The organism is Halomonas sp. MMH1-48, from assembly GCF_022348105.1.
Taxonomy (GTDB): Bacteria; Pseudomonadota; Gammaproteobacteria; order Pseudomonadales; family Halomonadaceae; genus Vreelandella; species Vreelandella piezotolerans.
This window is the reverse complement of sequence record NZ_JAKRFL010000003.1, coordinates 16,048-36,891: the sequence shown is the minus strand read 5'-3', so window position 1 is coordinate 36,891 and position 20,844 is coordinate 16,048. Positions and strand designations below refer to the sequence as shown.

The window sequence follows — 20,844 nt, the reverse complement described above, 5'->3', positions numbered from 1 at the left end:
CATATAGTACGGATATGGCTTTTGAATAGCAAGCCCTTTTTTATCTTTCGTCTATATTCCGCTCCCTGCGGCGTTGTCAGCGCCAACACCGCAGAGCTCACTTACTTAGCCGCGTTTGGGCTTTGGCTTACGCATCGCCTGCACCGGACGGCGCTTGTGCTTGTCGCGGCTCCAGCGATTCTTCTCATCTGGCGTCAGCTCAGGCACTTTACGGGTTTCCAGGTTGGCAAGCGTCGCCAAGTCGTCCACCTCGTCTTGAGAGAGTTCGACCCACTCACCGGCTTTCGCCCGCTTATCGAGGAAGATGTTGCCGTAGCGAACGCGCTTCAAGCGGCTAACGGTGAGCCCCTGGGACTCCCACAAACGGCGCACCTCGCGGTTACGCCCTTCCAAGATCACCACGTGGAACCAAGTATTGATGCCTTCCCCACCGAACTCCTGCACGTCGGTGAAGCGCGCCGGGCCATCTTCCAGCATGACGCCGTCGACCATGGCGACGATATGCTCACGCTTGACGTCGCCCATGACCCGCACGGCGTACTCACGCTCCACCTGAGTAGACGGGTGCATCAAGCGGTTGGCCAACTCACCGTCGGTGGTGAACAGCAACAAGCCGCTGGTGTTGATGTCCAAGCGGCCAATCGCAATCCAGCGCTCGCCTTTCAGGCGCGGTAGGCGCTCGAAGACCGTGCGGCGGCCTTCCGGGTCTTTACGAGTGCACAGCTCACCTTCCGGTTTGTTGTACATGATCACCCGGCGCGGCACGTCCTCTTCCGGGCGCAGCGTCACAGGGCGATCATCGAAACTGACCTTGTCCCGGGCCTCCACTCGGTCACCCAGTTTGGCGACCTGGCTATTCACCTTCACTCGGCCGTCGGCAATGGCGGTTTCCATTTCACGACGGGAGCCAAGGCCCGCACGGGCGAGGACTTTCTGCAGCTTTTCGCTGGTGGGGGGCGTGGTGTTGTTACTCTGACTCATGGTCGTCTGACCTCACATCGTTGGTCTGCGTGCTAGCGTCTTCGTGTTGACGCTTTGCACGTGCCGCTAGCCGTGCCTCTAAATCGGCAAAACTAAGCGGCTGGGTTAACGCCGTCTCGGCGTGGTGATCGGCACTCGCTGCCGACGTGTTCTCATCTTGCTGGGGTGGCGCATCCTGCACGCTTTCCGTCGTTTCGTCCAGTGGTGGGGGCGGGTTTTGTTCACCCGACGCCTCTTCGACGGCGCGCTCTTCGTGATCGTCGCCGTTGACCAGCGTATGCATGGGCGGTAGCGCATCCAGGGTTTTCAAACCGAAGTCATCCAGAAAACTGCGCGTGGTGGCATAGACTGCGGGGCGACCCGGCACGTCCCGGTGGCCTACCACACGTATCCAGCCGCGCTCCATCAATGTACGAATGATCGAGCTGCTGACGCTCACGCCCCGCACGTCTTCGATATCGCCCCGAGTCACCGGCTGGCGGTAAGCGATCAGCGCAAGGGTTTCCAGCAACGCTCGCGAATAGCGCTGGGGCCGCTCGTCCCACAGCCGCGAGACCCAGTGAGCCAAGCGTGGACGAATACGTAGCTGAAAGCCCGAGGCAGTCTCGACCAGTTCCAGCGCGCCATTCTCGTGGCGCAGCGCCAGCCGCGACAGCGCTTCCCTCAGCGCTTTTCGGCTGGGGCACTCCTCTTCTAAAAAGAGCGTTTCCAGGCGCTCGACCGGCAGCGGCTCCCCCGCCGCTAGCAGCGCCGCTTCAATGATGTCATCTAACGTGGTGTCTCTCACCGCGACTCCTCGTCAGGTTCAAACGCAGACTCTTCGAATGTCGAGGCGGCATCGCCCTGCTCCTCTTCCAAACGCTCGAAAGCACCCTCTTCCTCATCGGCCAGCGCCGCTTGGCGGGCGCGCACGTGAATGGGCGACAGCGGTGCGTTTTGAACGATCTCGATCATGGCCTCTTTGGCGAGCTCCAGAAGCGCCATGAAGGTGACGACCACCCCGGCCCGCCCCTCATCTAAAGTAAATAGCGCCTCGAAAGGCGTATAACGACCGCTCTCTCCATCCTGGCTGAGCTGCTCCATAATTTTCAGCATTCGCTCGCGGGTGGAGAGCACTTCCCGGCTGATCTGGTGGGCCTGAGCCAGCTCGGCGCGTTTGAGAATATCGGACAGCGCCTCTAGCAGCTCGTCCAACTCGACATCGGGATGAATCACCCGCGTTTCCAGCGGCGGCAACCCCGCCTGCACGCTGAACCAGTCTCGGCCGACGCGTGGCAGGGTATCCAGTGCTTCGGCGGCCTCTTTTAGACGCTCGTACTCCTGTAAGCGGCGAATCAATTCGGCGCGGGGGTCCTCCTCTTCCTCGCCCTCCGCTTTAGGCGGGCGCGGTAGCAGCGTCCGCGATTTGATCTCCGCCAGCATGGCTGCCATCAGCAGGTACTCTCCCGCCAGCTCGATCTCCATGGCTTTCATCAACTCCACGTACTCGATGTACTGATGGGTGATGGTCGCCACGTTGATGGTCAGAATATCCAGGTTCTGGCGCCGGATTAAATAGAGCAGCAGGTCCAGCGGCCCTTCGAAGGCTTCCAGAAAGACCCGCAGCGCCTCAGGAGGAATATAGAGATCCTCCGGCAACTGCGTAATGGGCTCATCAAACAGGCGCCCAAGCGCCTCCACCACCGGCTCGGCAGTAGATTCCGCCACGTCTTGGTCTTGCTCTGGCGCTGCGCTGGGCGTCTCGCTCACGCGGGTCGAATCCTTGATTGATGAGTTGAAAAAAGACAGTGTAACAGCGCGCTGTTAGCACGGCATCTAGCCCGCATCGGCGGCTTTACGATAGCGCCCTTGATAGTCGAACAGCTTGTCGCGGATTTGAAAGTGACGACCCACCTTTCGCCCCACCACGAAATCCGGGTGGCGCAATCGGCGCTGCTCGTTGACGACCTCATCAGGCGTCGTCGGTTGCCATTGGCCGCCCGGCGCCCGTAGGTGGGCACGTAAAAAAACGGCATAAAACGCACGGCGCTGGGCCGGGGTTTCCAAGGCAAACCATTCACTCAGGCTGTCGCCATCTTCATCGTGATAGGTGGCTTTCAGGCGCGGCAGGCCACGGCCATTGGTGGTCGCTTCCAACTGCATGCCGCTGACGCGCAGCACTTTGGCATCTTTTAACTTCAGCGCATCCTTAAGCTTGTCGTCGGCGTCCACCAGCAGCTTCTCACAGCCATGACAGCGGCGGGCGGCAATATCGTTCTCGGCGCCGCACTCATCGCATACCTTGAAGCGAAAGCGGAACGTACACTGGCAGCGCCGCCCTGCGTCATCCTCCACCAGCCCCTGACAGCGGCGACCAAAGTGCTCGATCACCAGCTCGCCGTCGCGCTTTCCCCAAAACAGGTTCGCGTGACCACACTCCGGGCAGGGCACCTGCACCGGTTCGCTATCGCTATCCGGCTTGGGTTCGCCTACTTCCGGGGCGTAGAGATCCCACGGGTTGCCCGCATAGTCGAGAATCAGGCACTCCTCTTTGCCCGGCGAGAGGCGCAACCCGCGACCCACGATCTGCTGATACAGGCTGACCGACTCGGTGGGCCGCAATATCGCAATCAGATCGACGTGGGGAGCATCGAAGCCGGTGGTCAGTACCGCCACGTTGACCAAATACTTCAATTGCCGCGCCTTGAAGGCCTCGATCAGCGCGGTGCGCTCGGTCGAGGCCGTGGCACCGGTAATCAGCGCGGTCTGATCGGCGGGCAGATAGCCCATGATCTCTTCGGCATGGGCGACCGTAGCGGCGAAAATCATCACCCCCTGACGGTCAGCGGCGTACGCCACCACCTGGGCAATGATGCCCGGCGTGGCGCGGCTGCTCGCCACCACACGGTTGAGCTCTTCTTCCCGAAACAGCCCGCTGGACGAGGGCGCAAGCGCCGAGAAGTCGTACCCCTCAATGGCCATATCCAGCCGCTTGGGCGCGGCCAAAAAGCCCTGCTTGACCATCAGGCGCAGCGGCTGCTCGAACACACAGTCGGCAAAAAAGCTCTCTTCCGAACCGCGCACCATGCCATGGTGATGTCGATGGTAGATAAATCCTTGGCCTAGGCGAAACGGCGTCGCGGTTAGCCCTAAAATCTTCAGCTGTGGGTTTTGGCTCTGAAGATGTTCAATCACCTGCCGATAGCTGGAGTCCTCCTCCAGCGACACACGGTGGCACTCGTCGATCACCAGTAGCGTGAAGCTGGCGTCGTTGAACTGCCCCAGGTTGCGCACCACCGACTGCACCGAGCCAAACACCACTTGGCGGTTTGCCTCTTTGCGCTTTAACCCGGCACTGAAGATATCCGCTTTCAGTCCGTAGGCCTGATATTTCCCGTGGTTCTGCTCCACGAGCTCGCGCACATGAGCCAACACCAGTACCCGCCCATGGGCGAGCCTTGCCAGCTCGGCGATGACCAGTGACTTGCCGCTACCCGTGGGTAGTACCACCACGGCGGGGGCGCTGGTAGCGCGAAAGTGGGCGACCACCCGCTTCACCGCCTCTTTTTGATAGGGGCGCAGCGAAGGCGCTGCCGCGTTAGCCAAGAAAGGCGGCCCGGAGGCCGCCTTTTCAGAATGTGTCATCCATCACCTGTCGGGTTGGTCACATGACGTTAGCCTAGCCATACCCGCGCGTTGCGGAACAGGCGCAGCCACGCACCATCGTCGGTCCACTCCGCCGGACGCCAGGAGTTGGTGACCGCACGAGTCACTCGCTCGGGGTGCGGCATCATGATGGTCACACGGCCATCTGGGGTGGTCAGGCCCGTGATACCCGACGGCGAGCCGTTGGGGTTGGCCGGGTAGCGCGTAGTGACTTGGCCGTAGTTATCGATATAGCGCAGGGCAATTTGGCTGCTCGACTGCATGCTGCGCAGGTGCGCCGTATCGCGGAACTCGGCGCGGCCTTCTCCGTGTGCCACGGCAATCGGCAGCTTGGAGCCTTCCATGCCCGCCAGCAAAATCGAGGGGCTCTTTTCTACCCGTACCATCGATACGCGCGCCTCGAACTGCTCAGACTCGTTACGCACGAAATCGGGCCAGCTTTCAGCCCCAGGAATCAGCGTCTTGAGCTGCGAGAGCATCTGGCAGCCGTTGCACACGCCCAGTGAGAAACTGTCGTCCCGAGTGAAGAAGGCCTCGAACTGCTCGCGGGCGCGCTCGTTGAACAGCACCGATTTCGCCCAGCCACCGCCTGCGCCGAGTACATCGCCGTAGGAGAAACCGCCACAGGCCACTAAGCCTTTAAACTCCTCCAGCGAGACACGACCTTCGAGGATGTCGCTCATGTGCACGTCCACCGCGTCGAAGCCCGCTTTGTGGAAGGCCCAGGCCATCTCGACCTGACCGTTGACGCCCTGCTCGCGAAGCACGGCCACGGCGGGCTTGGTGGTGTTGATATAGGGCGCGCTGATATCGTCGTTGATATCGAAGGTCGGTTCGACGCTAAGCCCTGGATCGCGCACGTCGAGCAGGTTATCGAACTCGTTTTTCGCGCACTCGGGGTTATCCCGCAGCGCCTGCATGCGGTAGCTGGTTTCGGCCCAGGTACGCTGGGTTAGCTGACGCGTAGTCTCCAACAGCGGCTCTTCGAACAGCGTCACACGCACTTGGTCGTCGTAGCGCGGGCGGGCAATCACCCCGCAGGTTTCGATACCCGCCATGGCGAACTGGGTCAGCACCTCTTCGGTGTGCTGGCGATTGACCTGAATCACCGCGCCCAGCTCTTCGGAGAACAGCGCGCTGAAGGCTTCCACCGGCTCATCGATCAGCCAGTCGAGCTTGATCTCGAGCCCGGCGTGCGCGGCAAAGGCCATCTCCAGCAGCGTCACCAGAAGGCCACCGTCGCTGCGGTCGTGATAAGCCAGCAGCTTGCCGTCGCGGTTCAGGCCCTGGATCACTTCGAAAAATGCTTTCAGATCTTCCGGGTCGTCCACATCGGGGCACTCGTCGCCCACCTGGCCGTAAACCTGCGCCAGCGCCGAGCCGCCCAGGCGGTTCTGGCCGTTCCCCAGGTCGATCAGAATCAGGTCGGACTCGTCCTGCTCCAGGTTGATCTGCGGCGTCAGCGTCGCTAGCGCGTCGGTCACCGGTGCAAACCCCGTGACCACCAGTGACAGCGGCGAGGTAATGCTTTTCTCTTCGGCGTCGTCGCCCTCTTGCCACGCGGTGCGCATGGACATGGAGTCCTTGCCCACCGGCACGGCGATCCCGAGCGCGGGGCACAGCTCCATGCCAACGGCATGAACCGCGTCGTACAGCGCCTGGTTTTCACCGGGGTGATCGGCGGCACTCATCCAGTTGGCGGAAAGCTTGATATCCGAGAGTTTGGCAATTGGCGCAGCGGCGAGGTTGGTTATCGCTTCGGCCACTGCCAAACGGGCACTGGCGGCAGGATTGATCAGCGCCACCGGCGGGCGCTCGCCCATGGCCATGGCTTCACCGGCGTGGGTATCGAAGCTCGCGGTGGTCACCGCCACATCGGCCACCGGCACCTGCCAGGGGCCGACCATCTGATCACGGGCGACTTGACCAGTGATGGAACGGTCGCCGATGGTGATCAGGAAGCTTTTCGAGGCCACCGTAGGCAGGCGTAGTACCCGGTCCATCGCTTCGCGCAGGTCCAGGTTATCCAGCATCACCCCCGACAGCTCCGGCGTTTGGCGCTCGAACGAACGGGTCATTTTTGGCGGCTTGCCAAACAGCACGCTCATGGGCAGATCGACGGGTTTGGTCTCGAAGTGGCCGTCACGCACTTCCAGATGGTGCTCCGCCTGGGCTTCGCCCACCACCGCGTAGGGGCAACGCTCGCGCTTGCACAGCGCGTCGAAGGTATCGAGATCCTCTGGAGCAACCGCCAGCACGTAGCGCTCCTGGGCTTCGTTGCACCAGATCTCTAGCGGGCTCATACCCGGCTCGGCGTTGGGCACCGCGCGCAGGTCGAACAGGCCGCCACGGTTACCGTCCTTGACCAGCTCCGGCAGGGCATTGGACAGCCCGCCCGCGCCCACGTCATGAATAAAGCGAATGGGGTTTTTCTCGCCCAGCGCCCAGCAGCGGTCGATGACCTCTTGGGCACGACGCTCGATTTCCGGGTTTTCCCGCTGCACAGAGGCAAAGTCCAGATCCGCGCTGGACTCACCGGACGCCATACTGGACGCCGCACCGCCGCCCAAACCGATCAACATCGCCGGGCCGCCCATCACGATCAGCTTGCCGCCCACTGGAATCTCGCCCTTCTGGACGTGCTGGGCACGAATGTTGCCGTAGCCACCGGCAATCATGATCGGCTTGTGGTAACCGCGACGCTCGATGCCTTCGGCACTGAGGGCATCCTGTTCATAGGTACGGAAGTAGCCGGTCAAATTGGGTCGGCCGAACTCGTTATTGAAGGCCGCACCGCCAATCGGGCCGTCCAGCATGATAGTGAGCGCCGACTGCATACGCTCGGGTTTGCCGTAATCGAAGGCCTCCCAGGGTTGCACGAACTCGGGGATACGCAGGTTGGAGACGGTAAAGCCCGCCAGGCCTGCTTTTGGCTTACCGCCGATACCGGTCGCGCCTTCATCACGAATCTCACCGCCAGAGCCGGTGGCCGCACCGGGGAAGGGGGCAATGGCCGTGGGGTGGTTATGGGTCTCCACCTTCATGAGAATGTGGATGGGCTCTTGGTGGGCGTCGTAGCGGGCGCGCTCTCCCTCGGCCCCAGTAAGCGGCGTGGGGAAAAAGCGCCCGCCATGGCTGCCTTTGATCACCGCCGCGTTATCGCTGTAGGCGGAAAGCACATTGTCCGGCGACGTGGCGAACGTGTTTTTGATCATCTTGAACAACGAATGGCTCTGAGCTTCTCCGTCGATGATCCAATCCGCGTTGAAGATCTTGTGACGGCAGTGCTCCGAGTTCGCCTGGGCGAACATCATCAGTTCTACGTCGCTGGGGTTGCGGCCAAGCTCGATGAAGGCGGCTACCAGATAATCGACCTCATCGTCTGCCAACGCCAGTCCCAGCTCACGGTTGGCGACCACCAGTGCCTCGCGGCCACCTTCCAAAATGTCGACGCTGCCCAGCGGCGCTGGCGCGTGATGAGCGAACAGCTTGCTGGCATCGGCCGCGTCGGCCAGCACGTTTTCGGTCATCCGATCATGCAGCAGTGCGCTGATCGTTTCGAGCTGTTCGGCACTGGGGGTGCCGCGCAGGCCTACGCGGTAATCGATGCCGCGCTCGATGCGGCTGATCTGGTTGAGCCCGCAGTTATGGGCGATGTCGGTTGCTTTAGAGGACCACGGTGACTGGGTACCCAGACGCGGCACGACCAAAAAACGCTGTGCGTCATCGGGGGTTGCTTGGCGCTCGCGACTGCCGTACGCCAGCAGTTCCGCCAACCGCTCCTGAGCAGCCTGATCGAGCTCGTCGTGGTGGTCGATGAAGTGGACGTAGTGGGCAGACAGTGCCTCCACCTCTGGAACACGGTCACGCAACACCGTTAACAGCCGTTCATGGCGGAAGGCGGAAAGGGCGGGTGCGCCTCGCAGTTCGAGCATATCTGGGAGCCTCTAAAGCAGGAAGAGTTCGAGCAGGAAATCACCGGGCCGCTGTGCGGCAATCCCGCTATGATACTGGAAAGCGGCGTTCACACGAAATCAACAAGGTGACAGCGTCTAACAGGCTGGGTATCGTGGCAGACTGTTCCATGTTGACAAGCCCTCATGCCGACATCGATTACCCAACACTTTCTTGCCTATTACCGGGCGTATTTCGCGATGATCGCGACATTTTTACTCTTTTTGATGCCGCGCAGTGCGTACCTGACGAGCGGTGAACATCTCGCGCAGATCCAAGCCAAAGAGTTCATCACGATCCACACTCGCAACACCCCCACCACCTATTATGAAGGCCGACAGGGCCCTACCGGTTTCGAGTACGAGCTGATGCACCGCTTTGCGGACTACCTGGGGGTCAGTCTCAACCTGAACGCGAGCCACCATCCGGAGAGCGTGCTACCCGCCGTGCGCGAACAGGGCGACCTGGGCGCCGCCGCCCTGCCCTTGCTGGCGGACTCCCCAGGCATCCACTACACCCGCTCGATCATTCACATGCAGCCCTTGGTGGTGTACCGACGCGGGCTCAACGGTATCGACGAACCCGCCGACCTCGTTGGCTTGGAGCTGGGCACGCTGAGTGAAGCGGGCACCAGCCAAGCGCTACGCTCGCTGCAGCGCGACTACCCCAACCTGAGCTGGAAGGAGTCCCACGAGCTCGAAGTGGCCGAACTACTGGCCCGCGTCGAGCGCGGCACCCTGGATGCCGCGATCATTTTCGATCACCAGTTTCGTTTGAACCGATTGTTTTTCCCTAACGTCGAGCGTGGTTTCTTTTTAGGCGAGCCGCTCTCGTTGGCGTGGGCCGTACCCAGCGGCCGGGGGCTAGGGCTGCTCGACGCCGCCAACCAGTTCCTGCAAGAGCTGCAGGAAAACGGCACGCTCGACGGGCTCGTGAGCCGCTATTTTGGTCACGATGACTACCTCGAATACGTCGGCACACGGACGTTTCTTGCCCATCTCGATGAACGCTTACCGAGCTACACCGAGCTCTTCAAACAGGCTGCCCGGGACACGGGGTTCGATTGGAAACTGCTGGCTGCCGTGGGTTACCAAGAGTCTCACTGGGACCCAACCGCCGTCTCCCCCACCGGAGTGCGTGGCCTCATGATGCTGACCAATCCCACCGCCAGCGAGATGGGCGTGGCCGACCGTACCGATGCTGCACAAAGCATCGACGGCGGCGCGCGCTACCTGCGCAGCATCAAAGATCGTCTGCCCGACAGCATTACGGGAGACGATCGACTCTATATGGCCATGGCGGCGTATAACGTGGGGCTTGGCCACCTTTACGATGCCCGTAAGATTGCCGAGATGCGTGGCGGCGATCCCGATCGCTGGCAGGACGTTCGCGCAGCGCTGCCGCTGCTGCAAGAGCGAGAGTGGCATAGCCAAACCCGCCACGGCTATGCGCGGGGCGGCGAGCCGGTGATCTACGTGCGCAACATCCGTCGCTACTACGAGATGATCGAGTACGTGGAGCGCAGCCGACAGCAATTCTTTCAGCTAGAGCAGGCCCCTGCTAGCGAAGAGCCGCTGCTGCTGTTCGATATCGTGCCACCCATCGAGCCGTAGCCCGGCTAGCGCTTCTCGGTGAAGAACTGCTTGAGCAGCCGCTTGGCGGGCGCGGCCAACACGCCGCCCGTCACCGCGATACGATGATTGAACCAGGGCTGCGCCAGCAGGTTGGCCTTCGACTCCACCATGCCGGTGCGCGGCTCAGGCGCGCCGTATACCAGCCGGGCGATACGCGCATGCACCATGGCGCCTGCACACATCATGCAGGGTTCTAGGGTCACGAACAGCATGCAGCCCTCCAGGCGGTAGTTGCCCAACCGCTGGCCCGCCTCACGCAGCGCGCGCACCTCAGCGTGGCCGCTAGGGTCGCAGCTCGCCAGCGGTGCATTATGGCCAGCGCCAATGATCTCCCCATGGGCATCCACCACCACCGCGCCCACCGGTACTTCCCCGGCGGCAAATGCCAGGTGCGCTTGGTCCATGGCGCGGTGCATGTAAAATTCATCGCTGCGTATCAAGGCAAACTCCGCTAAGGTAGCAAAACGATCGTTTTAATAGCGTGATGGCCGCACTGGGTGCGCTTCAATCATCGGTGGGATCACAGACAGCAGCAAGGATACAGAGAATGAACGATGCGCTGAAGTCACTGGTTGACTTGTTAGAGCTTGAAACCCTAGAGGAGACGCTATTTCGCGGCCAGAGCCAGGATCTGGGCTTTCCTCAACTGTATGGGGGCCAAGTATTGGGCCAAGCGCTCGCCGCAGCGGCGCGCACGGTGCCGGACGAGCGCCGCCCACACTCCCAGCATGGCTATTTTTTGCGGCCCGGCGACCCCCACCGCCCGGTGGTGTATCAGGTCGATACCATCCGCGACGGCGGCAGCTTTACCACCCGTCGTGTGACGGCCATTCAAAAAGGTCGACCGATCTTCTTCTGCAGCGCTTCTTTCCAGAGTGCTGAAGAGAGCCTCCACCATCAGCGAGCCATGCCCCAGGTGCCTACACCGGAAGCACTCATCGAGAGTGGCGATGCCAAGCACGCGCGCTTCCCCGGCCACCCGATCGAATTTTTACACTTGAAGGACAATCCGGATAGCGCTTCACCGGCGGGCCAATGTCTGTGGTTCCGTTTTGCTGGCGGGCCGCTGCCGGACGACCCGGCGCTGCATCGTCACCTGCTCTCGTATGCCTCGGATTTCAATCTGCTCACCACCGGCCTGATTCCTCACGGCATCAAGTACACCGATCCGAAACTGCGCATCGCCAGTCTGGATCATGCCCTGTGGCTGCATGAAGATACGCGGCTGGATGAGTGGCTGCTCTACGCCATCGACTCCCCCTGGACAGGCGGCGCGCGGGGCTTGGCCCGCGGTCATATCTATCGCCGCGATGGGCGTTTGGTGGCATCGACGGCGCAAGAGGGGCTGGTACGCTATCCAACTTCGTGAACCACTGTCCCAAAAACGGCAACGCCCGCGATGAGCGGGCGTTGTAAAATACCGGTCAGCACAACCCTAGACGGGGGCGCTGTAAACCCATCCTTGGGCGCTACTTTCGCCATCTGACCGCCATGGATGGTCGAAATGCCGAAATGGCAGGGAGCATTTTTCGGCCATGGCGAAAGCCCCCCGTTACGGTCTGTCCTTACCTAAGTGGCGTTGTTGATTATCCACCATACACATCATTAATAGTTTTCAGCGGGTAGTGAGCCGGATACGGCTTGCGGGCCACGCCGGAGTCGACCGCTGCTTGGGCCACTGCTGATGACACACGGGCCAGCAGGCGGATATCCACCGGCGTGGGGATGATGTAATCGCGGCCAAAGCTCATCTCGGTACGCTCGTAGGCATTGAGCACTTCCTGGGGAACAGGCTCGCGCGCCAAATCTTTCAGCGCATGAACGGCGGCCAGTTTCATGGCTTCGTTGATACGCGTGGCGCGAACATCCAGCGCACCGCGGAAGATGAACGGGAAGCCCAGCACGTTGTTCACCTGATTCGGGAAGTCCGAGCGGCCGGTGGCCATGATTACGTCCGGGCGCGCTTCGCGGGCTACGTCCGGGTGAATTTCCGGGTCCGGGTTCGTACAAGCGAAGATCACCGGGTCAGCGGCCATCTTTTTCACCTGCTCCGCCGAGAGCAGGCCCGGGCCAGAGAGGCCGATGAACACGTCCGCACCGTCGATGGCATCGTCCAGCGTACGCATGTCGGTATCGCGGGCAAACTCGGCTTTGTACTCGTTGATCCCATCGCGATCAGTGTGAATCACACCGCGACGGTCCAGCATGACCAGATTCTCTTTCTTGGCGCCGCAAGAGACTAGCAGGCGCATACAGGCAATCGCCGCCGCTCCCGCCCCCATGCAGACGATCTTCACGTCTTCGATGCGCTTGCCCGCGATATCCAGCGCGTTGAGCATACCTGCAGCGGTGACAATGGCCGTGCCGTGCTGGTCATCGTGAAAGACAGGAATGTTGCAACGCTCGATCAGGGCTTTTTCGATCTCGAAGCACTCGGGCGCTTTGATGTCTTCCAGGTTGATGCCACCCCAGGTATCGGCAATGCGCGCCACGGTGTCGATGAACGCCTGCGGGCTTTCAGCATCCACTTCGACATCCACCGAGTTGATGCCCGCAAAGCACTTGAACAGGACGCCTTTGCCCTCCATGACCGGCTTGCTGGCCAGCGGCCCCAGGTTGCCCAAGCCAAGAATCGCGCTACCGTCAGAAATGACCGCAACCAAGTTGCCCTTGCCGGTATAGCGGTACGCATTTTCCGCTTCGCGGGCGATTTCGCGAACCGGCTCGGCAACGCCTGGGCTATACGCCAGGGCCAAGTCCCGCGCTGTCGCAGTGGGCTTGGTCAGCTCCACGGAGAGCTTACCGGGAATCGGTTTAGCGTGATAATCCAAAGCTGCCTGTTTGTTTGCATCCGTCATGGTCAAGGTCTCATCAGCCTAAAGTAGAAAAGTCGTATCAGAATATAGAAAAAACCTAGGCGTCTCAAGCACGTAGTAAACTTACCTACGAAACGATCGTTTTAGCTACATTCCCAACAACTTCGGAACTTTTAAGCGATATTTGCTGCAACTTATGCTTCTCACTATTAGCCATAAAGGTTTCCTTATTGATGCATCGCAGTAATTTTGGAAATTAATTCCAGCAAACAGCGCAAACCAGTTATCCACATCCGGGCAGCAAGAGCACCCTGTGGAAAAGAGAGACAGAGGGAAGAGCGTGAAAAGGGGCAGACAGCGCGGGGGAGAAGAAGATCAATCGTTTTGAAGGTTTGGCGACGGGGGGGTAAACGAAGAACTCGCCGTTGCCATGAAAGCCTAGTTCTCTAGGGGCAAAAAGCCCACGTCATAGCGTGGGCTTTTGCACAGGGCACGCGAAGTGCCTGCGATAGACTGAATCCGTTAGGATTAGCCGCGCTTGATAGCAGCGCCAAAACGCTTGTTGAAGCGCTCTACACGGCCACCGGTGGTCGCTTGCTTCTGCTTGCCGGTGTAGAACGGGTGGCAGTTAGAGCACACGTCCAGTGCGAAGTCCTGACCAGAGGTAGAACCGACCTGGAAGCTTGCACCGCAAGAACAGTTGGCGGTGACCGTGTTGTAATTCGGGTGGATACCTTGTTTCATCTTGAGCCTCATGAGCTATATGCCGCCACCTGATCCGTTGCCAGGCACCGCATACGGGTTTGAAAAAACTGCTAACCGGTTAACCGCTCCATCCGATAGATTCAGAGCGGCCGCGCATTCTAGCAAACTAATCGCCGGAGGCCAATTGTCCGACTCTGTTTCTTCAAAGCCCTCTACATGGGGGCAGCCTCAAGGCGCTTTTCAGGTCTTAAAAGTGGCGCTACCCTCGCCGCTGCGCCGCCTGTTCGATTATCTTCCCGCACCGCGTGCGCCCGCCTGCGGCTGGCAGCCAGGGCTACGAGTGCGAGTGCCGTTTGGCCGCCGAGAGGTGGTGGGCGTGGTGGTGTCGCTTGCTACCGGCAGCGAACTTCCCCGCGCGCAGCTACGGGCCATCAGCGAAGCGTTGGATGACGCCCCCCTGCCCAGCGACTGGCAGTGGCTCTGCCACTTCGCGGCGCGTTACTACCAGCACAGCCTCGGCGATACCCTGCAGCACGCCATGCCCGCTAGGCTGCGCCAGGGTCACCCTATGGCGGGTCGCACCCAAACCCTGTGGCTTCCGCTTCCCAACGATGACACGGCCCTGGGACGCGCGCCTAAACAGGCAGCGCTTTATGCGCTTCTTCGCCAGCACCCCCACGGCCTTCCAGGCCGCGCCGTGAGCGCCCACGGTTTCACTCGGGACCAGCTATTAGCGCTGCAAAAGAAGGGCTTTACCGAGCCTCAAGAGATCACTCTGACTGCCGCGCAACCCACCGGCGGAAGCTTGCTCGCCTCCCCGTCGCTGCCGCTCAACCGTGAACAGGCCGCTGCGCTTGCCGTACTGCATGAAAAACTCGACGGCTACCACCCCTGTTTATTGGAAGGCGTGACCGGTAGTGGCAAAACCGAGATTTACCTACAGCTCATCGAAGCGCTCGCCGCCAAAGGCAAACAGTCGCTAGTGCTCGTGCCCGAAATTGGCCTCACGCCGCAAACGCTTGCACGTTTCAAAAACCGCTTTCGCGTGCCGGTGGTGGCACTTCACTCCGGCCTTACCGACCCCGAGCGTCTGGATGTCTGGGAGGCCGCTGCCAACGGCCGCGCACTGGTGATCATCGGCACCCGCTCGGCCATTTTCACCCCGCTGGCGAACCCTGGGGCAATCATCGTCGACGAAGAGCATGATGGCTCGTATAAACAGCATGACGGGCTGCGCTATCACGCACGGGATCTTGCCGTTGCTAGAGCGCACTACCACGGCATTCCGCTGCTGCTGGGCAGCGCGACGCCCTCGTTTGAAAGCCTCCAGCAGGCGCTTACGGGCGCTTACCGCCACCTGCGGCTGACCCAGCGGCCCAGCCGTCACCCGCCCGCTAAGTTAGAGCTGATCGACCTGCGTCATCAGCGCCGTCAGGGCGGGCTGCTGCCCAGCGCCATCAAAGCGATCAAAAGCACGCTTGCGGCGGGCAAACAGGCGCTGGTGTTCATCAACCGGCGTGGCTTCGCGCCGAGCCTGGCTTGTCATAGCTGCGGCTGGATGGCCGAATGCGGCCAGTGCGATGCGCGTATGACACTGCACCGCCAGCCGCCGCTACTGGCCTGCCACCACTGCGACAGCCGCCGAGCGCTGCCCGATGCCTGCCCGGAGTGCGGCAGTGGCGACTTACGCGCCTTGGGTAGCGGTACAGAGCGCACCGAAGAGACCCTTCAAGGGCTATTCCCTGACACGCCCGTCCATCGCATCGACCGCGACAGCACGCGTAAAAAAGAGAGCTTCGAGCAGGTGCTCAAAGAGATTCAGCGCGGCGAGCCCTGCCTGCTGGTGGGCACCCAAATGCTCGCAAAAGGCCATCATCTGCCCCACGTCACGCTAGTGGTCGTCGTCAACGCCGATGGAGGCCTCTATGCGGCTGACTTCCGCGCCCTGGAGCACAGTGCCCAGCTACTGGAGCAAGTGGCGGGTCGTGCTGGCCGCGCGGCCCACCCTGGACGAGTGCTGGTGCAAACCCTACATCCCGACGATCCGTACTTGGGCCAGTTAGCCGAGCACGGCTATGGCGCGCTGGCACGCAACCTGCTGGAGGAGCGACGTATCGCCAAACTGCCGCCGTTTAGCTTCATGGCGCTTCTACGCATCGAGAGTCCCCAAGAGCAGGCAGCACTTGCGCTGGCTCAGCAAGCGGCACAAGCGCTGCGCCAGTGGCTAAACGACGCCAGAGTACCGGTCCGCTGCCTGGGCCCGGTACCCGCCCCCATGGAGCGCCGCCAAAACCGCTATCACCTGCATGTCATGCTGGTAGCAGACAAACGCAGCCACCGTCATGCCGCTGCCAACTGGCTGGTACAGTGGCTCGACGCCCACCGCGAGGCGCGCAAAGTGCGCTGGTCGATCGACATCGACCCACAAACCCTGGCCTAAGGGAATACGGCTTTGAAACTGCGCGCCAATTGCCGATAATGACCGCTTTATCGCTGCATTCTCTTAGCGACTGCACACGCCGCCACCGACGACATCCGGATGTTTACATGAAAGATACGATTATTTCTCTGCTCGAAGGCGCGGTCGACGCGCTCAAGCACCAAGGCGTGCTGCCCAACGATTTAACGCCCACCATCAAAGTGGACCCGACCAAAGACAAGGCCCATGGCGACTACGCCACCAACCTCGCACTGATGCTGGCCAAGCCCTCCGGCATGAAGCCCCGCGACCTGGCGGACACCCTCGTCGCCGCCCTACCCGCCAGCGACGCCATTCAAAAAACCGAGATTGCCGGCCCCGGGTTCATCAACTTCTTTGCCGCCGCCGACGCCGCTGCACAGATCGTTGCGCAGGTGCTGGACAGCGGCGACGCCTTCGGCCGCAGCCTGATCGGCAAGGGCGAAAAAGTGCAGGTGGAGTTCGTTTCCGCCAACCCCACCGGCCCGCTCCACGTGGGCCATGGACGTGGCGCAGCGATTGGCGACTGTCTCTGCCGCCTGCTGGAAGCCACCGGCTATGACGTCACCCGCGAGTTTTACTACAACGACGCGGGCGCGCAGATCAAAAACCTGGCGCTCTCCGTTCAGGCCCGCGCCAAACAGCTTGGCCCCGACGATGCCAGCTGGCCAGGAGATGGCTATCGCGGCGAATACATCATCGACGTCGCCAACGACTACATGGCCGGCAAGACCGTCACCGCCGACGACCGGGAAGTGACCGCCAAAGCCGACGCCGACGATCTGGAGGCCATCCAGGCCTTCGCCGTAGCGTGGCTGCGTCGCGAGCAGGATCTCGACCTCAAAGCCTTTGGCGTCGAATTCGACGTCTACTTCCTGGAGTCCTCGCTGTACGACGACGGCAAGGTCGAGGCCACCGTCGAGAAGCTGGTTGCCAATGGCCACACCTACGAAGAAGACGGCGCCATGTGGCTGCGCACCACCGACTTCGGTGACGACAAAGACCGCGTGATGCGCAAGCGCGAAGGGGGCTACACCTACTTCCTTCCCGACGTGGCGTACCATCTCGACAAGTGGCAGCGCGGCTTCACTACCGTCATCAACGAGCAGGGTGCCGATCACCACTCCACCGTGACGCGGGTGCGGGCGGGCCTACAGGCACTCGAAGTCGGCATCCCCAAGGGTTGGCCCGACTACGTGCTGCATCAAATGGTGATGGTCACCCGCTCAGGGGTCGAGGTGAAGCTCTCGAAGCGGGCGGGCAGCTACGTCACCGTGCGCGACCTGATCGACGAAGTCGGCCGCGATGCCACGCGCTTCTTCCTGGCGGCGCGCCGCGCCGATTCTCAGCTGACCTTTGACATCGACCTCGCCCGCTCGCAGTCGAACGACAACCCGGTTTACTACATTCAGTACGCCCACGCGCGGGTGTGCAGCATGCTGCGCAAAGCCGAAGAGGCTGGCCACCCCTTCGATCACGGTATCGCCACGGCCCATTTGGCACTGCTCGACAGCGATCAAGAAAAGGCGGTGCTAAACCGCTTGGCCCGCTATCCCGAGGTGGTAGAGCACGCCGCCAAAAACCGCGAGCCCCAGCAAGTCGCCCAGTACCTTTTGGATTTGGCCGGTGACTTCCACACCTGCTACAACGCGGTCAAAGTGATGGTCGACGACGACACCCTGCGCAACACCCGCTTGGCGCTGGGCTTGGCAGTGCGCCAGGTGCTGCGCAACGGTCTCGATCTGATGGGCGTCAGCGCCCCAGAGGAGATGTAAGTCATGGCCAGCCCGCGTAACAAACCCGCTCGCCGCGGAGCCACTACGCAGCGCAAGTCGGCCCGCCGCTCCGGCGGCGGGCTACGACTACCCGGCTGGCTATGGGGGATTGCCGGGGTGGCCGCTGGTTTCTTCCTGGCGCAGCATCAGCACGGCACGGCCCCTTGGCAAGAGCAGCGCGAAGCCCCTCAAGCCACGGTACTGCCTAAACCGGCAGGAAGCGATGAGCGCAGCGCCGCGCGGCAAACGGAAACGCCCGCCGAGCAGGCAATGCCCACCTTCGAATTCTACACGCTGCTGCCCGAGACCGAAGTCATCGCGCCGGGCGGGGCCATTCCCTCCAACGTCACACCGCCCACCGTGGCAGCCAGTGACGAGGACACCGGGAGCGATACGGCCACTACTGACCCATCAGAAAGTACCGCAAGCACCCCAGGAAGCGCGGCGGACGACCCCATTGCCCAGGTCATTGCAGCCAACACGCGTCCAAGTGACCAGGCCTCAGCCGTCCAACAATCACCGGCCAGCGCAACGAACCGCTACATGCTGCAGGCGGCCTCGTTTCGAGAGCTCAGTGATGCCGAACAATTGCGCAGCCGCCTACGCAACCTGAGCTTGCTGGCGCAAATCAGCGAGGTGCAAGCCAACGGCGATACCTGGCACCGGGTTCAGGTCGGCCCTTACGACGACACTCGCGAGCTCAACCGCGCCCAAGACCTGATGAGCACCCAAGGCATCGAGCCGCTGCTGATTCAGCTACAGAACTAATTCCCAAGGCGCTATTCGCCTCTCTCCACGCTTTATTGGGTGGCTTTCGCCTGCGGGCGGTTGATTTTTTATCGGCCGCCCGCATTTTGTTGGGAATCGCTTTTTATGCGGCCGCCAGTGCGGCCGATCAGTCATCGGGAGCGCGCCTCCCCCAAGGAGTTATCTCCATGACCACGATTGTTTCCGTTCGCCGCGGTAATCAAGTTGCCCTGGCAGGCGACGGTCAAGTTTCCCTCGGCAACACCGTCATGAAGGGCAATGCCAGCAAAGTACGCCGCCTATATCGCGGCAAGGTGCTGGCCGGTTTCGCCGGCGGTACCGCCGATGCGTTTACCCTGTTCGAGCGTTTCGAAGCGCAGCTCGAGAAGTACCAGGGCCACTTGACCAAAGCCGCCGTCGAGCTCGCCAAAGATTGGCGCACCGACCGCGCCCTGCGACGTTTGGAAGCGCTGCTGGCGGTCGCCGACCACAGCGCTTCGCTGATCATTACTGGGAACGGGGACGTGGTCGAGCCCGAGCGTGGCATCATCGCCATTGGCTCCGGCGGCAACTACGCCCAGGCCAGCGCCCGTGCGCTGCTCGAAAACACCGAGCTTTCGGCACGTGAGATTACCGAAAAATCCCTCGCCATCGCGGGTGACATCTGCGTATTCACCAATCACCACGTGACGCTCGAAGAGCTGAATATCAACGACCGTTGAGGCCCCTTTATGACTCAGATGACACCCCGCGAAATCGTTCATGCGCTCGACCAGTACATCATCGGCCAGCAGGATGCCAAGCGCGCCGTGGCCATAGCCTTACGTAATCGCTGGCGTCGCATGCAGCTCGATGACGAGTTGCGCCCGGAAGTCACGCCGAAAAACATTTTGATGATTGGTCCCACCGGCGTCGGCAAGACCGAAATCGCTCGCCGTCTGGCGAAGCTGGCCCGTGCGCCGTTCATCAAAGTAGAAGCCACCAAGTTCACCGAAGTGGGCTACGTAGGCCGCGACGTCGAGTCGATCATCCGCGACCTGATGGAAGCCGCCATCAAAATGGTTCGTGAGCACGCCAAAGAGGAAGTGGGCCATCGCGCTGAAGACGCCGCCGAAGACCGTGTGCTCGACGCGCTGCTACCGCCGCCCCGTGGCCAGGAAGACAAGTCGCGCGAAGAGAGCAGTACGCGCCAGAGTTTCCGCAAAAAGCTGCGTGAAGGCCAATTGGATGATAAAGAGATCGATATCGAAATCTCGTCGCAAGGCCAGGGTATCGACATCATGACCCCACCGGGCATGGAAGAGATGACCAGCCAGCTGCAGAGCCTGTTCTCCAACATGGGGCAGCAGAAGCGCGAGCAGCGCCGCGTGACCGTCAAAGAGGCGCTGGTGCTGCTACGTGATGAAGAGGCCGGCAAACTGGTCAACGAAGAAGAGATCAAAGCCCGCGCGGTGGAAGCCGTCGAACAGCACGGCATCGTCTTCCTGGACGAGATCGACAAGGTCGCCAAGGGCAGCGGTCAATCCAGCGGTGGCGAAGTATCTCGTGAAGGCGTGCAGCGCGACCTGCTGCCACTGATCGAAGGCTCGACGGTATCGACCAAGTACGGCATGGTCAAAACCGACCACATCCTGTTCATCGCTTCTGGGGCTTTCCACCTGTCGCGCCCGTCGGACCTGATTCCGGAACTGCAGGGTCGCCTACCCATCCGCGTCGAGCTGGATGCGCTCACACCGGGCGACTTCAAGCGAATTCTCACCGAGCCTTCCGCCTCGCTGACCAAACAGTATCAAGCGCTGCTGGCCACCGAAGGGCTCGACGTCGAATTCACGCCCGACGGCATCGAGCGTATTGCCGAGATCTCCTGGCAAGTGAACGAAGGTACCGAAAACATCGGCGCTCGCCGTTTGCACACGGTGATGGAGCGGCTGCTCGAAGAGGCATCGTTCAAGGGAGGCGACATGGATAGCCCGCTGGTGATCGATAGCGATTACGTCAACGCTCAGCTCGGCGAACTGGCGGTCGATGAGGATCTGTCGCGCTACATTCTCTAAGCGCCACTATCGGTAGAACCCCGGTCGCCTTCCCGCTTGACGGGTAGGCGACCTTTGCGATTGATCGTTACGAGG

General features: G+C 61.4%; 15 protein-coding genes. 7 read left to right on the top strand and 8 right to left on the bottom strand.

The window, feature by feature from the left end; all coding sequences use genetic code 11:
- Nucleotides 1-105: 105 nt before the first annotated feature.
- From rluB to purL, 5 genes are all read right to left on the bottom strand, one after another.
- A complete protein-coding gene (gene rluB, locus MHM37_RS03845) occupies nucleotides 106-981 on the bottom strand; it encodes a 23S rRNA pseudouridine(2605) synthase RluB (RefSeq protein ID WP_139526354.1) in 876 nt (291 codons plus the stop codon).
- Nucleotides 968-1,768, bottom strand: coding sequence for an SMC-Scp complex subunit ScpB (gene scpB, locus MHM37_RS03840; RefSeq protein WP_153842502.1), 801 nt, complete (start codon nucleotides 1,766-1,768; stop codon nucleotides 968-970). Before scpB ends, rluB begins: the two co-directional genes overlap by 14 nt.
- On the bottom strand, nucleotides 1,765-2,730 hold the full coding sequence (locus MHM37_RS03835) for a ScpA family protein (protein ID WP_239296044.1): 966 nt from the start codon (nucleotides 2,728-2,730) through the stop codon (nucleotides 1,765-1,767). The genes scpB and MHM37_RS03835 overlap by 4 nt, the downstream gene beginning before the upstream one ends.
- Before the next feature lie 66 nt (nucleotides 2,731-2,796).
- Nucleotides 2,797-4,605, bottom strand: a complete 1,809-nt coding sequence (locus MHM37_RS03830; protein WP_239296046.1) for a DEAD/DEAH box helicase — start codon at nucleotides 4,603-4,605, stop codon at nucleotides 2,797-2,799.
- 29 nt (nucleotides 4,606-4,634) lie between these two features.
- The gene (purL, locus tag MHM37_RS03825; protein WP_239296048.1) at nucleotides 4,635-8,561 is read right to left on the bottom strand and encodes a phosphoribosylformylglycinamidine synthase; all 3,927 of its coding nucleotides are present in this window, start codon (nucleotides 8,559-8,561) and stop codon (nucleotides 4,635-4,637) included.
- A gap of 165 nt (nucleotides 8,562-8,726) precedes the next feature.
- On the opposite strand from purL, the gene mltF reads away from it, so the two are divergent.
- A complete protein-coding gene (gene mltF, locus MHM37_RS03820) occupies nucleotides 8,727-10,193 on the top strand; it encodes a membrane-bound lytic murein transglycosylase MltF (protein WP_239296049.1) in 1,467 nt (488 codons plus the stop codon).
- Between the two features lie 5 nt (nucleotides 10,194-10,198).
- On the opposite strand, the gene tadA is transcribed toward mltF, so the two are convergent.
- The gene (tadA, locus tag MHM37_RS03815) at nucleotides 10,199-10,651 is read right to left on the bottom strand and encodes a tRNA adenosine(34) deaminase TadA (protein ID WP_269202165.1); all 453 of its coding nucleotides are present in this window, start codon (nucleotides 10,649-10,651) and stop codon (nucleotides 10,199-10,201) included.
- 110 nt (nucleotides 10,652-10,761) lie between these two features.
- Here tadA and MHM37_RS03810 point away from each other — a divergent pair, with 110 nt between their 5' ends.
- A complete protein-coding gene (locus tag MHM37_RS03810) occupies nucleotides 10,762-11,583 on the top strand; it encodes an acyl-CoA thioesterase II (protein ID WP_139526347.1) in 822 nt (273 codons plus the stop codon).
- Nucleotides 11,584-11,800: 217 nt separating this feature from the next.
- On the opposite strand, the gene MHM37_RS03805 is transcribed toward MHM37_RS03810, so the two are convergent.
- Both MHM37_RS03805 and rpmE read right to left on the bottom strand, forming a co-directional pair.
- The gene (locus tag MHM37_RS03805) at nucleotides 11,801-13,072 is read right to left on the bottom strand and encodes a malic enzyme-like NAD(P)-binding protein (protein ID WP_139526346.1); all 1,272 of its coding nucleotides are present in this window, start codon (nucleotides 13,070-13,072) and stop codon (nucleotides 11,801-11,803) included.
- Nucleotides 13,073-13,558: 486 nt separating this feature from the next.
- On the bottom strand, nucleotides 13,559-13,774 hold the full coding sequence (rpmE, locus tag MHM37_RS03800; protein ID WP_139526345.1) for a 50S ribosomal protein L31: 216 nt from the start codon (nucleotides 13,772-13,774) through the stop codon (nucleotides 13,559-13,561).
- 19 nt (nucleotides 13,775-13,793) lie between these two features.
- On the opposite strand from rpmE, the gene MHM37_RS03795 reads away from it, so the two are divergent.
- From MHM37_RS03795 to hslU, 5 genes are all read left to right on the top strand, one after another.
- Nucleotides 13,794-16,175, top strand: coding sequence for a primosomal protein N' (locus MHM37_RS03795; RefSeq protein ID WP_239296050.1), 2,382 nt, complete (start codon nucleotides 13,794-13,796; stop codon nucleotides 16,173-16,175).
- Nucleotides 16,176-16,282: 107 nt separating this feature from the next.
- On the top strand, nucleotides 16,283-17,968 hold the full coding sequence (gene argS / locus MHM37_RS03790) for an arginine--tRNA ligase (protein WP_239296051.1): 1,686 nt from the start codon (nucleotides 16,283-16,285) through the stop codon (nucleotides 17,966-17,968).
- 3 nt (nucleotides 17,969-17,971) lie between these two features.
- On the top strand, nucleotides 17,972-18,736 hold the full coding sequence (locus MHM37_RS03785; RefSeq protein ID WP_139526342.1) for an SPOR domain-containing protein: 765 nt from the start codon (nucleotides 17,972-17,974) through the stop codon (nucleotides 18,734-18,736).
- Between the two features lie 167 nt (nucleotides 18,737-18,903).
- On the top strand, nucleotides 18,904-19,437 hold the full coding sequence (hslV, locus tag MHM37_RS03780; protein ID WP_139526341.1) for an ATP-dependent protease subunit HslV: 534 nt from the start codon (nucleotides 18,904-18,906) through the stop codon (nucleotides 19,435-19,437).
- Nucleotides 19,438-19,446: 9 nt separating this feature from the next.
- Nucleotides 19,447-20,769 (top strand): ATP-dependent protease ATPase subunit HslU, encoded by a 1,323-nt coding sequence (gene hslU, locus MHM37_RS03775; protein ID WP_139526340.1) that lies wholly within the window; start codon nucleotides 19,447-19,449, stop codon nucleotides 20,767-20,769.
- Nucleotides 20,770-20,844: the final 75 nt, after the last annotated feature.